This window comes from Glycomyces lechevalierae (assembly GCF_027622945.1).
Classification (GTDB): Bacteria; Actinomycetota; Actinomycetes; order Mycobacteriales; family Micromonosporaceae; genus Glycomyces; species Glycomyces rutgersensis.
The window spans coordinates 86,259-99,629 of the sequence record NZ_JAPZVQ010000010.1; the positions used below are offsets into that span (position 1 = coordinate 86,259).

General features: G+C 70.0%; 7 protein-coding genes. All 7 read left to right on the forward strand.

Annotated elements, in window-relative coordinates; translation table 11 throughout:
* Positions 1-165: 165 nt before the first annotated feature.
* The 7 genes from O2L01_RS16440 to O2L01_RS16470 are packed head-to-tail and all read left to right on the forward strand — an operon-like array spanning position 166 to position 13,234.
* Positions 166-4,245, forward strand: coding sequence for a galactose-binding domain-containing protein (locus tag O2L01_RS16440; protein WP_270123061.1), 4,080 nt, complete (start codon positions 166-168; stop codon positions 4,243-4,245).
* A gap of 28 nt (positions 4,246-4,273) precedes the next feature.
* Entirely contained in the window at positions 4,274-5,731 is a 1,458-nt protein-coding gene (locus O2L01_RS16445) for a family 43 glycosylhydrolase (RefSeq protein WP_270123062.1), read from the forward strand.
* Entirely contained in the window at positions 5,731-8,319 is a 2,589-nt protein-coding gene (locus tag O2L01_RS16450; protein WP_270123063.1) for a beta-L-arabinofuranosidase domain-containing protein, read from the forward strand. Before O2L01_RS16445 ends, O2L01_RS16450 begins: the two co-directional genes overlap by 1 nt.
* Before the next feature lie 50 nt (positions 8,320-8,369).
* A complete protein-coding gene (locus O2L01_RS16455; protein ID WP_344468999.1) occupies positions 8,370-9,662 on the forward strand; it encodes an ABC transporter substrate-binding protein in 1,293 nt (430 codons plus the stop codon).
* Between the two features lie 13 nt (positions 9,663-9,675).
* Positions 9,676-10,539 carry a carbohydrate ABC transporter permease gene (locus O2L01_RS16460; RefSeq protein WP_270123065.1) on the forward strand — a complete coding sequence of 288 codons (864 nt, stop codon included), beginning with the start codon at positions 9,676-9,678 and terminating at the stop codon, positions 10,537-10,539.
* Positions 10,539-11,357, forward strand: a complete 819-nt coding sequence (locus O2L01_RS16465; protein WP_270123066.1) for a carbohydrate ABC transporter permease — start codon at positions 10,539-10,541, stop codon at positions 11,355-11,357. The genes O2L01_RS16460 and O2L01_RS16465 overlap by 1 nt, the downstream gene beginning before the upstream one ends.
* The gene (locus tag O2L01_RS16470; protein WP_270123067.1) at positions 11,354-13,234 is read left to right on the forward strand and encodes a glycoside hydrolase family 127 protein; all 1,881 of its coding nucleotides are present in this window, start codon (positions 11,354-11,356) and stop codon (positions 13,232-13,234) included. Before O2L01_RS16465 ends, O2L01_RS16470 begins: the two co-directional genes overlap by 4 nt.
* Positions 13,235-13,371: the final 137 nt, after the last annotated feature.

A 13,371-nucleotide genomic window follows, 5' to 3' on the forward strand; every position in this document is an offset into this window, starting at 1 on the left:
TGCCGAACCGGCTTTCGGTCAACGGATCCGAGTGAATTCATGGCAATCAATGCATTGACATCGCTGTGGCCTGACCCATAGCATCGGTGGCGACGCAATGACCGAAAAGGTTTTCGGACCTTTCGGCGCCCCGGCACACCCCCGCATCCTTCCCGGAGGCACGCAATGGTGCATCGCCCCACGTCCACCCGACTCCTCGCCACCGCCGCCTCCCTCGCCCTGGCCGCCGGCCTGGTCGTGGGCACCGCCGGTCCCGCGGCGGCCGAGCAGACCATCGGCTACCCCGAGTTCACCGGCGGCGACGCCGTCCCGCCCGAACCCGTCCCCTACGACGTGACCGGCATGATGCCCGCGATGTACGAGGCCGAGGCCGGCGGCACCGACTTCTGGATGGACCGCCTCCTCGCCCGCGAAGGCGCCGACCCCGCCGGCGACCAGTGGCTCATGACCCGCGGCCGGGCCCTCCTCATGCGCGTCCACGATCCCGACGTGATCGGCTTCGGCGGCCAGCTCGCCTACTACGACCCGTACTTCGACCGCGCCGCGAACACCGACGGCTTCACGATCGACATCGGCGGCGTCGACTTCACCGAGGTCGTCGCCGAACGCCGCCAGACCCCCAGCCACTGGACCAGCGTCCACGAGGGCGGCGACCTCACCGCCGAGGTGCAGAAGTTCATCACCGACGGCAATGTGGCCGTGGCGAACGTGACCGTGACGAACGACGGCGCCGACGCCACCGTGCCGGTCCGCGTCGCATCCGACTTCGCCTGGCAGGCCTCGGGAGACGAGCTCACCGGCGTCCTGGACGCGCAGAACTCCCGCGGCGAGCGCCTCACCACCGTCTTCCCGCGCCTCTCCGGCACCGGCCTCGCTCCCTCGGATGGCGCCCTCGCCGGCGATCTCGAACTCGCCCAAGGCGAATCGGCCACGTTCAAGGTCCAGCTCGGCATGGTCACCACCGAGATCCCGGCGTCCGCCACCGAGTACGAGGCGTACAAGGCCGCCGCTCCTCAGGACGCCTTCGCCACCCACGTGCAGACCTACAACAAGTGGTGGGCGGACAACCTCCCGTACTTCGACGTCCCCGACGAGGCGCACAAGAAGTTCATCTACTACCGCTGGTGGCTGATGCGCTACAACTACCTCGACGCGGACATCCCGGGCAACGACTTCCAGTTCCCGACCTCCATCGAGGGCGTCACCGGCTACAACAACGCCATCGCCCTCACCGTGCCGATGTTCATCGACGACCTCAAGTACCTGCGCGACCCCGCGTACTCCTACGGCCCCTGGGTCTCCACCGGCGAGTCCTCGCAGGGCGGGCGCTTCATGGACAACCCCGGCGACCCCGAGAACTGGTCGAACTCCTACACCCAGTACATCGCCGAGGCCGCCTGGCGCTCCTACCAGATCCACGGCGGCCCCGAGGACGTCGTCGAGAACCTCGCCCGCTACGCCGAGGGCGACGTCAAGGGCCAGCTCGAGACCTTCGACTCCAACGGCGACAACCTCATCGAGTACGACTGGGGCGCGATGACCGGCAACGACGCCGACGCCGTCTCCTTCCACTGGCGGGACGGCGACCTCGACCGCGCCGAATCCGCCTACCAGTACTCCGGCGCCATGGCCGCCGCCGAAGCCTACGAACTCATCGGCGACACCGCGAAGGCCGACGAGATGCACGCCCTCGCCGACGACATCAAGACCGCCATCACCGACGTGCTCTGGAACCCCGAGACGCGGCTGTTCGAGCACGTCCATGTCGAGTCGGGCGAGCACGTGCCATGGAAGGAGATCAACAACTACTACCCGTTCTCCGTGGGCGCCGTCCCGAACGAGCCGCAGTACACGGACGCGCTGCGCCTCTTCGAGGACCCCGCCGAGTACCCGGTCTTCCCGTTCTACACCGCCAACCAGGCGGACAAGGCCGAGGCCGCCGAGCAGGGGAACCCCGGCTCCAACAACTTCTCGCAGATCAACTCCACCGTCCAGTTCCGCCTGTTCTCCTCGGCGATCCGCGACTACGACCAGGACTCCATCACCGCCGAGGACTACAAGCAGCTCCTGTACTGGAACGCCTGGTCCACGTACATCGGCGGCGACACCGCCTGGCCGGACTCGAACGAGTTCTGGGCCGACTGGAACCCCGAGAGCGAATCCATCGACTACCGCTCCTGGATCCACCACACCACCCTCGGCTCCAGCATCTGGACCTATGTGGAGGACGTGGCCGGCCTGCGCCCCCGCACCGACGACAAGGTCGAACTCTCCCCGATCGACATCGGCTGGGACCACTTCACCGTCAACAACCTCCGCTACCGCGACTCGGACCTCTCCATCGTCTGGGACAAGCCCGGCGACGGCACCGTCCACTACCAGGGCATCCCCGAGGGCTACTCCGTCTACATCGACGGCAGGCGCGCCTTCACCATCGACAGCCTCGTCCCGGCCGTCTGGGACCCGAACACCGGCAACGTCGAACTGCCCCAAGGCGGCAAGGTCGTCAAGAGCAAGAAGATGAAGGACCTCTCCGCCCCCGAAGAGGTCGCACTCGACGGCCGCGTCGTCGACGTCTTCGCCAAGGCCGGCGCCGACCTCGAAAGCGACGCCGAGAACCTCGCCGAGGGGCAGGCCGCCACCGCCTCCCACACCGCGAACGGCACCAGCACCGCCGGCGCCGTCGACGGCACCACCATCAACGCGCCCTACTGGTCCAGCGCCGGCTCCGGCAACGAAACCGACTGGTACGAAGTGGACCTCGGCGGCACCGTCGCCATCGACGAGGCACGGCTCTACTTCTACCGCGACAGAACCGTGGACGGCCTCGCCGAACCCGCCGTCTACCAGGTCCAGTACCACGACGGCACCGACTGGGTCAGCGTCGAGGACCAGGCCAAGACCCCCGCGGTCCCGCAGGCCAACTACAACCTCGTGCAGTTCCCGCAGGTCACCACCGACCGCGTCCGCATCGTCATGGACCACCAGGACGGCCACGCCACCGGCCTCAAGGAAGTCCAGATACTTGACACAGGCCACGAGGTCGCGGCCTCCGAGAATGTCGCGCCCTACGCCCTCGCCAGGCAGGACCTCCAGTTCCGCCAACCGATGCAGGCACGCCTCACCGGCACCGTGAAGGACGACGGCCTCCCGCTCGACGGCGCCCTCACCGCCGCGTGGTCCATGGTCGAAGGCCCCGGCGCCGTCGTCTTCGAAGACCCCGCCGCCTCCGCCACCATCGCCACCTTCACCGAACCGGGCACCTACACGCTCCAGCTCGCCGCGAACGACGGCACCGCAGAATCGACCTCCACAGTGGATATCGTGGTCGCCGAGCCCGACGACCGCACCAACGCCGCACTCTTCGCCACACCCACCGCCTCCTACACCTCCCCCTGGGAGAACGTCACCGCCGTCAACGACGGCATCGACCCGCCCCGCTCCAACGACGGCGGCAACCCCCGCTGGGGCACCTGGCCCGAAGAAGGCGAGCAGTGGGTCCAACTCACCTGGGACACACCGGTCCGCGTCGACTCCAGCGACATGTACTTCCTCGACGACGGCGGCGGCGTCCGCACCCCCGCCTCCTGGAGAATCCAATACCTCGACGGCGACCAGTGGAAGGACGTCACCACCACGGACGCCTACGGCACCGCCGCCGACCAGTACAACCAGGTCGCCTTCGACCCCGTCACCACCACCGCCCTCCGCGCGGTCCTCCAGAGCGGCGCCGCCAGCGTCGGCGTCCTCGAATGGAAGGCCTTCGCCGAAGCGCCCCAACAGGTCCGCGCCGTCCACCAGCCGACCATCGTCGGCACCGTGCCCCCACTCCCATCCGCCGTGACCTGCGTGTACGCCGACGGCACCCGGCTCGAACAGCCCGTCGTCTGGCAGCAGCCCACCCCCGAGGACCTCGACGAACCCGCCACCCACGTCGAAGTCGGCGGCCTCGTCACCGGCCTCGCCCTCCCCGCGAACGCCACCGTCCACGTCAGACTCCACGACCAGGTCGAGATCACCGCGCTCGAAACCGAAGCGGTCACCACCGTCGCCGGCCGCGCGCCCCAACTCCCGGCCACCGTCACCGCCGTCTACAACGACGGCTCGAAGGACAACGTCAGCACCGCCGTCACCTGGGAAGCCGTCGATCCGGCCGACTACGCCCAGCCCGGCGCCTTCACCGTCCACGGCACCATCGCCGGCACCTCCCTCGCCGCCGAAGCCACCGTCACCGTCATCAGTTGATCTCCCACCGGCATCTAGGAGACCTCCCATGCAGCCCAAGACACTCAGACGAACGTTCGCCGCCGCGCTGGCCGCGGCCCTGGCCTGGAGCCTCTTCCAGGTCGCGACCCCGGCGCAGGCGCAGCAATTGAATGTGGCCCGCTCGGCGACCGCCTCGGCCTCCTACACCTCCTCTTGGGAGTCCGTGGCCGCCGTCAACGACGGCGTCGAGCCGCCCGGCTCCAACGACACCCAGAACCTGCGCTGGGGCACCTGGCCCCAGACCGGATCGCAATGGGTGCAACTGACCTGGGCGACTCCGGTGACGGTGTCCTCTTCGGACCTCTACTTCTTCGACGACTCGTACAACTCGGGCCCCGGCGGCGTCCGCGTCCCGGCGAGCTGGCGCATCGAGTACCTGAACAACGGCTCCTGGACCGCCGTGAGCGGCGCCAGCGCCTACGGGGTGGCCGCGAACGCCTACAACCACACCAACTTCAACGCCGTGACCACCACCGCGCTCCGCGCGGTCCTCCAGAGCGGGACCGCCTCCGTGGGCGTCCTGGAATGGAAGGTCTGGGGCCAGGGCTCGGTCTCGCAGGCGGGCAACCCGATCGTGCGCGACATCTACACCGCCGACCCGGCGACCCTGGTCGTGGGCGACACGATGTACCTCTACTCGGGCCGGGACGAGGCCGCCACGGGCCAGGACGCCTTCGTGATGGACGAGTGGCACGTGTTCTCCTCCAAGGCGCCGGACGACGACCCGGCCGCGTGGACCTCGCACGGCGCCAAGCTCTCCCTCGCCACCTTCGCGTGGGCCGGGGCGAACGCCTGGGCGTCCGAAGTGGTGCAGGGCCCGGACGGGCGGTACTACTGGTTCGTCTCCGTGGACGGCAAGACCGACGACGGCTGGATGAACATCGGTGTGGCGGTGTCGAACAGCCCGCTCGGCCCGTTCACCGACGCGATCGGCGGCCCGCTGATCTCCGACTCGACGCCGAACTCCTCGGCGCTCAACATCGACCCGACCGTGTTCATCGACGACGACGGCCAGATCTACCTCTACTGGGGCTCGTACTGGCAGCCGCGCATGGCGAAGCTCAACCCGAACATGACCTCCCTGGCCGGTCCGGTGACGACCCCGACGGGGCTCACGGACTTCTGGGAGGCGCCGTGGATGTTCAAACGGAACGGCACCTATTACATGGCCTACGCCTCCAACGGCGGCACCGGCTGCGTGACCAGCTCCTCCTACGCCTGCATCCGCTACGCGACCGCCTCGAACCCGGCCGGGCCGTGGACGCACCGGGGCGTGGTCCTGGGCCAGGTCACCTCCACCACCAACCACCCTGCGATCGAGCAGTTCAACGGCCAGTGGTGGATGGTCTACCACACCGCCGACGCCCCCGGGGGCGGGAACTTCCGCCGCTCGGTCGCGATCGATCCGCTCTATTTCAACGCCGACGGGACGATGCAGCAGGTCGTCCAGACCAGGGGAACGTGATGAGACTGAACCGCCGCAATGCACTCCGCTTGGGCGCCTTGGCGTCAGCGGCTCCCGACTCGTGGGCCGTGCGCCCGTTCGGCCTCGGCGAGGTCGCCTTGGACGACTCGATCTTCACCGCCAAGCGGGACCGGATGCTCGCGTACGCGAAGGGGTACGCGGCCGACCTGGGCGAGTCCGGCGGGCCGGACCGGATGCTCTACAACTTCCGCGCGGCGGCCGGACTGCCCAATGCGGACGGTGTGGAGCCGCCGGGGAGCTGGGACGACGCGAACGGCTACCTGCGCGGCCACTACAGCGGGCACTTCCTGTCGATGCTCGCGCAGGCCTGGGCGGGCACCGGTGACCGCGTGTACAAGCGCAAGCTCGACCACCTCGTCGCGGGCCTGGGGGAGTGCCGGGACGCCTTCGCCGCTGCCGCCGCTGTGGCGACCCCGAGAGTGGAGGGCCGCAACGGGACCGCGGTGCGGCTCACCGGTTCGCCGCTCGGGAACGCCGAGCACCTGAAGCTCCCGGCCGGTCTCGTGGACGGCCTCGCCGCCGTCACGGTCGCGACTTGGATCAAGCTCGCCCCCGTGGACCAGTCGCGGCTGCCCGATCCCTGGGCCGACCCTGCGCCGCTCGCGAACGGCGTGAAGGTCTTCGACTTCGGGGCCGACGCGAACGCGCACATGTACCTCACGATCCGCGCCGACAACGCGAACCCGTTCCCGCGCTTCGCGATCACCACCGGCGGTGCGGCCGCCGAGCAGCGGGTCACCGCGACCGCGCCGCTCCCGGCGGGGGAGTGGGTGCACCTCACGGTCACGCTCGGCGGCGGCACCGCCGTGCTCTACGTGAACGGCACGGCCGCGGCCTCCGGCCCGGTCTCGCTGACGCCGGCCGATCTTGGTGCGGGCGTGGCGAACTGGATCGGGCGCGGACAGTTCCCGCAGGGCCTCACGCAGTACCTCGGCGCGGACGTGGACGAGTTCCACGTCTACGGCTCGGCCCTCACCGCCGAGCAGGTCGCCGCGCTCCTGCAAACCGCTAACGGCGACGTGGCCGCGTACCGCTTCGACGACGAGCCCGGCCCGGTCTGCGCGGACGCCTCCGAGAACGCCCGCCACGCCGAGCTCATCGGCCCCGGCGACGGCAACCGGCACAGCGGTTTCGTCGCCGCCTACCCCGAGACGCAGTTCGTGCGGCTCGAGGAGTTCGCCACGTACGGCGGCAACGCCGGGATCTGGGCGCCGTACTACACGACGCACAAGATCATGGCCGGCCTCCTCGACGCCCACCGCCTCGCGGGCAGCACCGCCGCCCTCGACCTCGCCTCGGGCCTCGGCGACTGGATCCACTCGCGCCTCTCGAAGCTCCCGCGCGAACGCCTCGACCGCATGTGGTCCATCTACATCGCGGGCGAGTACGGCGGCATGAACGAGAGCCTCGCGAACCTCGCCCGGGCCCGGCCCGACCGGCCCGAGTACCTGGAGACCGCGCGGCTCTTCGACAACACCGCGCTCCTCCAGGCCACCGTCGCCGGCACCGACCTCCTCGACGGCAAGCACGCCAACCAGCACATCCCGCAGTTCACCGGCTACCTGCGCATGCACGAGCAGGGCGCGGGCGAGGACTACCGGACGGCCGCGGCGAACTTCTTCGACATGGTCGTGCCGCACCGCCTCTACGCCCACGGCGGCACCGGGGTCGGCGAGATCTTCCGCAGGCGCGGCGTGATCGCGGGTTCCCTGTGGCAGTACCCGAACGACCCCAACCACGCCGAGACCTGCTGCGTCTACAACCTCCTGAAACTGGCGCGGAACCTGTTCTTCCACACCGGGGACCCGAAGTACATGGAGTACTACGAGCGGGCCCTCTACAACCAGATCCTCGGCTCGCGCCGGGACGAGGACAGCACCGAGGACCCCGAGGTCACGTACTTCGCGCCGGTGCGGCCGGGCCGGTGGCGCGAGTTCGGCAACACCGGGACCTGCTGCGGCGGCACCGGCATGGAGAACCACACGAAGTACCAGGACTCGGTGTACTTCGCGTCGGCCGCGGACGACGCCCTCCTGGTGAACCTCTACCTCCCGTCCACTGTGAACTGGTCCGCGCGCGGCGTCGCGATCGAGCAGACCACCGACTACCCGTTCGAAGGCGCGAGCCGCCTCAAGATCCGCGCCCGCCGCCGCACCGCCTTCGCGCTCAAGCTCCGCGTCCCGTCCTGGGCCGAGGAGTTCGCGGTGAACGTCAACGGCCGCGACCAGAAGCTCACGGCCGCACCGGGCACCTACGTCACCATCGACCGCACCTGGCGCGGCGGCGACACCGTCGACGTCGCGATGCCGCTGCGCCTCCACACCGAAGCGGCCCTGGACGACCCCGGCATCGAGTCCGTCTACTGCGGACCGACCCTGCTCGCGATCAAGCACGAGGCGGTCGGCGACGACCTCGCGACCGGCCTCGTCGACCTCGCCGTCGGCGAGGACCTCTCCGCGTTCGAGCCCACCGGCGAACCGCTCGAGTTCAAGGCCGACGGCTACACCTTCGCGCCGTTCCACCTCGGGAACGGCGAGCCGTACCACCTCTACTGGCGGCGGCGGTAGCCGTCGCCGAACCCCTTTGATCCCTTACAAAGAGGAGACCGGAAATGAGCATGAACAAGCGCCCCTCACGGGCCGTGCGCGCGGGGGCGGCGGTCGCCGCGGCGGCCCTGCTGGCCGCCGGGTGCGGCGACGGACGCCCGCCCGGCGGGAGCGACGACGAGGTCGTCCTCGAAGGCGTCGACGACGGCACCACCCTCACCATGTGGACCCGCGCCGCGACGGAGGCCCAGTCCCAGGCCCTCGTGGACGCGTACAACGCGAGCCACGAGAACCAGATCGAGCTCACCGTGATCCCCACGGACGACTACCAGACCCGCGTCGGCACCGCCGCGGGCAACCAGGAGCTGCCCGACCTGTTCGCGCTCGACGTCGTGTTCGCCCCCAACTTCACCACCGCCGGGGCCTACCTCGACATCACCGACCGCATCGACTCGCTCGAGTTCAAGGACGCCCTCGCGCCCTCGCACATCGAGGTGGGCACTGTGGACGGCCGGAAGTACCTCGTGCCGCACACGCTCGACCTCTCTGTCCTGTTCTACAATCGGACGCTCTATGAACAGGCCGGGCTCGACCCGGAGCGGCCGCCCACCACCTTGGCGGAGTTCGCCGAGCAGGCCCGCGCCGTGGACGCCCTCGGCGGGGACGTGAGCGGCACGTTCTTCGGCGGCAACTGCGGCGGCTGCTTCGTCTTCACCTGGTGGCCCACGCTCTGGGCCGAAGGCGTCGAGGTCATGAACGAGGAGGGCACCGAATCGCTCCTCGACTCCCCTGAGGCGCAAGAGCTCTACGCGACCTACCGGGGCCTCGTCGAAGACGGCGTCGTGGCCCCCGGCCACGCCGAGGAGACCGGCGCGACCTGGGTCTCCCTCTTCCCCGAAGGGAACATCGGCGTGATGCCGATGCCCTCCACGATGCTCGGCCTCATGCCCGAGGACATGAACATCGGCGTCGCGCCCATCCCGGGCCTCACCGGCGGCCAGTCCACGTTCGTGGGCGGCGACTCGATCGGCATCAGCGCCAACTCCGAGCACCCGAACCAGGCGTGGGACTTCCTGCGCTGGAGCCTGGAGGAGGAGCAGCAGGTCGAACTCCTCGCCGCCAACGGGGACGTCATGGCCCGCACCGACCTCGCCGACAACGAGTACTACGCGGACAACCCGAACGCCGTCGTCATGAACGACCTCGTGCAGGTCGGCCGCACCCCGTACTCGCTCAACTTCGGCCAGACCTTCAACGACCCGCAGGGGCCCTGGCTGCCGCTGGTCCGCGAAGCGGTCTACGGCGACGCGGGCGCCGATCTCAGCGCCCTCAACGACGACGTCACGGCCTCCCTCTCCAGTTAAGGAACAACCGCATATGCGTCATTCGCGCAAGCTGGCCGGCGCCCTCTACGCCGCCCCCGTGGCGGTCTTCGTGCTGGTCTTCTTCGTCGCGCCGCTGCTGCTGGTCGGGCGCATGTCCGCGTCCGACTGGCCGCTGCTGGCCGGCGACCTCGGCCTCAACCTGCCGGACAACTACGCCGGGATCGCCGACAACCCGCTGTTCTGGCCCGCGGTGGGCTTCACGCTCAAGTACACCGGGATCGTCGTCGTCATCCTCATCGGACTCTCGCTGCTCCTGGCGCTCATCGTCGCCGACCGCCGCAAGGGCACCGGCTTCTTCCGCACCGCGTACTTCCTGCCGACCACGCTCGGGCTCGCGTCGGCCTCCCTGCTGTTCTTCGGCTTCTACAGCCCCGCGATCGGCCCGCTCGACCCGCTCCTGGAATTCCTCGGCATCGGCCCGGTCTCCTGGCTCGGGACCCCCACGGCCGCACTGTGGTCCACTGTGGTCCTCATCGTGTGGAAGTTCGCCGGGTTCTTCATGATCATCCTGCTCGTGGGCCTGCAGGGCATCCCGCCGGACGTCTACGAGGCCGCCCGCCTCGACGGCGCCAACCGCTGGCAGTCCTTCCGGCACGTCACGATCCCGCTGCTCCGTCCCGCGCTCGGGCTCGTGCTCATCCTCTCCGTCACCGGCTCGCTCCTGGCGTTCGACCAGTTCTTCATCCTCACCAAGGGCGGCCCGGACAACTCCACAGTGACCGTGGTGCAGCTCATCTACCGGGAGGCCTTCCAGCGCTTCGACCTCGGCGCCGCCGCCGCGATCTCCGTGGTCGTGCTCGCCGCGCTCCTGGTGCTCAACATCGGCCAGTTCCGCGCCCTCAGAAAGGACCACTAGTGAGCCAGAAGCTCTGGACGACGTCCTACTACGCGCTCGCCGGGGGCCTCACGGTCCTCTTCCTGTTCCCGCTCATCTGGACCGGCTACGCCTCGGTCGCCCCCGCCGGGGCCACCAACCAGCAGGACGGGTTCGGCTTCGGGAACTACGCGAGCCTCCTCGACTACGACGCCGGGCTCGGCCGCTACCTGTGGAACAGCACGTACGTCTCGGTCCTCACCGTCGCGTTCACGCTCGCGCTCTCGATCGCGGGCGGGTACGCGTTCGCGCGGTTCTCCTTCCGCGGCAAGGACACCTTGTTCCTGCTCACCCTCGCGATCCTCATGGTCCCGTACTCGACGCTGCTCATCCCGCTGTACTCGATGCTGGGCGACCTGGGCCTGCGCAACACCCTCACCGGGCTCGCGCTGGTCCTGACCCTCTACCAGCTCCCGTTCGCGGTCTTCATGATGCGCATCTCGTTCGAGGCGGTGCCCAAGGAGATCGAGGAGTCGGCGATGTGCGACGGCGCCGGCACCTTCGGCGTCCTCACCCGCATCATGCTGTTCGCGGTGTGGCCGGGGCTGATCACCGTGGGGCTGTTCTCGTTCCTCGCCGCCTGGAACGACTTCATCGCCCCGCTCATTCTCGTCAGCGAGGCCGACAAGGCCGTGCTGCCGGTGGCCATCGCCAACCTGCGCCAGCAGTCGATGGGCGCCGTCGACTTCGGGGCGACGCAGGCGGGCGTGGTCGTCATGGCGCTGCCGTGCCTGGTGCTCTTCGCCCTGCTCCAGCGCCACTATGTCCGCGGATTCATGTCAGGAGCTGTCAAAGGATGACGACCCCCGTCGTACCAAGTCGCGGGGCGCTGCGCCCGCTCGGCCTCAACGAGGTCCGCCTCACCGGCGGGCACTGGGCCGAACGCCAGTCGGTCAACGCCGCCAACACCATCGCGCACTGCCTGCACTGGCTCGAGACGCTCGGCTGGATCGACAACTTCACGCGGGCCGCCACCGGCGCCCCGTTCGAGCGGGCCGGGCGCGAGTTCTCCGACTCCGAGGTCTACAAGCTCGCCGAGGCCATGGCCTGGGAGATCGGCCGCACCGGCGACCCCGCGCTCGAAGCGCGCTTCACCGAACTCACCGCGATCATCATCGCCGCCCAGGAGGAGGACGGCTACCTCAACACCATGTTCGGCCACCCCGGCCAGCGCCCGCGCTACTCCGAACTCGAATGGGGGCACGAGCTCTACTGCTACGGCCACCTCCTCCAGGCCGGGGTGGCGCGGCTGCGCTGCCACGGCGAGGACGACTTCACGCGGCTGTGCCGCCGCGCCGCCGACCACGTGTGCGACGTGTTCGGCCCCGGCGGGATCGAGCGGGTCTGCGGCCACGCGGAGATCGAAGTGGGGCTGGCCGAGTTCGCGCGCGCGACCGGCGAGGCCCGCTACCTGGAGCAGGCGCGCCTGTTCATCGAGCGGCGCGGCACGCACACGCTCAGCGCCGAAGGCTTCGGCCGCGCCTACTACCAGGACGATGTGCCGGTGCGGGACGCCGAGGTGCTGCGCGGCCATGCCGTGCGGGCGCTCTACCTCGCCTCGGGCGCGGTGGACGTCGCGGTGGACACCGGCGACGACGAACTCCTGGATGCCGTTCGGCGCCAATGGGACCGCACCCTCGCGCGCCGCACCCACCTCACCGGGGGCATGGGCTCGCGGTACATCGACGAGGCCTTCGGGCCGGACTTCGCGCTGCCGCCGGACCGGGCCTACTCCGAGTCGTGCGCGGGGATCGCGGCCGTCATGACCGCGTGGCGGCTCATGCTCGCGACCGGCGACATGGGCTACGGGGACCTGATCGAGCGCGTCTCCTGGAACGTCCTCTCAGGAGCGACCGACCCGGACGGCACGACGTTCTTCTACGCCAACCCGCTCCACGTGCGCACCGCCGACGCGACCCCGCCGCCGTATGCCGTCCTGCCGCACCAGGCCGCGGGCGGGCAGCGCGCGCCCTGGTACGACGTGTCGTGCTGCCCGACCAACCTGGCCCGCACGTTCGCGCAGTTCGCCGTGTACCTCGCCACCGCGGACGAGTCGGGGGTGCAGCTCCACCAGTACGCCCCGGCCGCGATCGACACGGTCGTCGGCGGCTCCCGCTTCGCCCTCACGATGTCGACCGCTTACCCGGACGACGGCGTGATCGTGATCCGGGTGGACGCCAACGACGGCGGCGAACGCACCGTCTCGCTCCGGGTCCCGGCCTGGGCCGAGGGCGCGACGGTCACGGGCCCGGACGGCGCGACCCGCCCGGCCGAGGCCGGCCGCACCGCCCGCGTCACCGCCGCTTTCGCGCCCGGCGACGAGATCCGATTGCAGCTTCCGGTGGCCCCGCGCTGGACCGTCCCGGACCCGCGCATCGATGCGGTGCGCGGCTGCGCCGCCGTCGAACGCGGCCCGGTCGTGCTGTGCGCGGAGTCGATCGACCTCCCCGGCGGCGCGGACGTGGCCGAACTCACGGTGGACGTTTCGGTCCCGCCGCTCGAGCGCGACGGCCGGATCTCCGTGTCCGCGCAGGTCCACGCCCGCGACGGCGGCTGGCCGTACGGGCCGGCCACACCCGACGAAGAGGGCAAGTCCGCCGAGGTCGCGCTGATCCCCTTCCACCGCAGGGCGAACCGCGGCCCCTCCTCCATGCGGGTGTGGCTCCCCGCCACCTGACCGAATTGGGCCGGTGTCGCCCGGAATGCGGGGGCACCGGCCCGCCTCGCCCGCCGCGACGGAAATATCCGGCGGAACATCGCACCGGGAGTCCAAGTGCCGCATGGCCTTGCACCCTTAGGATGAGGTCCGTCGGG

What these genes read in the sequence shown, in the direction of transcription:
- O2L01_RS16440 (WP_270123061.1), top strand. Translation starts at nt 166, where the DNA reads ATGGTGCATCGCCCCACGTCCACCCGACTCCTCGCCACCGCCGCCTCC.
- O2L01_RS16445 (WP_270123062.1), top strand. Translation starts at nt 4,274, where the DNA reads ATGCAGCCCAAGACACTCAGACGAACGTTCGCCGCCGCGCTGGCCGCG.
- O2L01_RS16450 (WP_270123063.1), top strand. Translation starts at nt 5,731, where the DNA reads ATGAGACTGAACCGCCGCAATGCACTCCGCTTGGGCGCCTTGGCGTCA.
- O2L01_RS16455 (WP_344468999.1), top strand. Translation starts at nt 8,370, where the DNA reads ATGAACAAGCGCCCCTCACGGGCCGTGCGCGCGGGGGCGGCGGTCGCC.
- O2L01_RS16460 (WP_270123065.1), top strand. Translation starts at nt 9,676, where the DNA reads ATGCGTCATTCGCGCAAGCTGGCCGGCGCCCTCTACGCCGCCCCCGTG.
- O2L01_RS16470 (WP_270123067.1), top strand. Translation starts at nt 11,354, where the DNA reads ATGACGACCCCCGTCGTACCAAGTCGCGGGGCGCTGCGCCCGCTCGGC.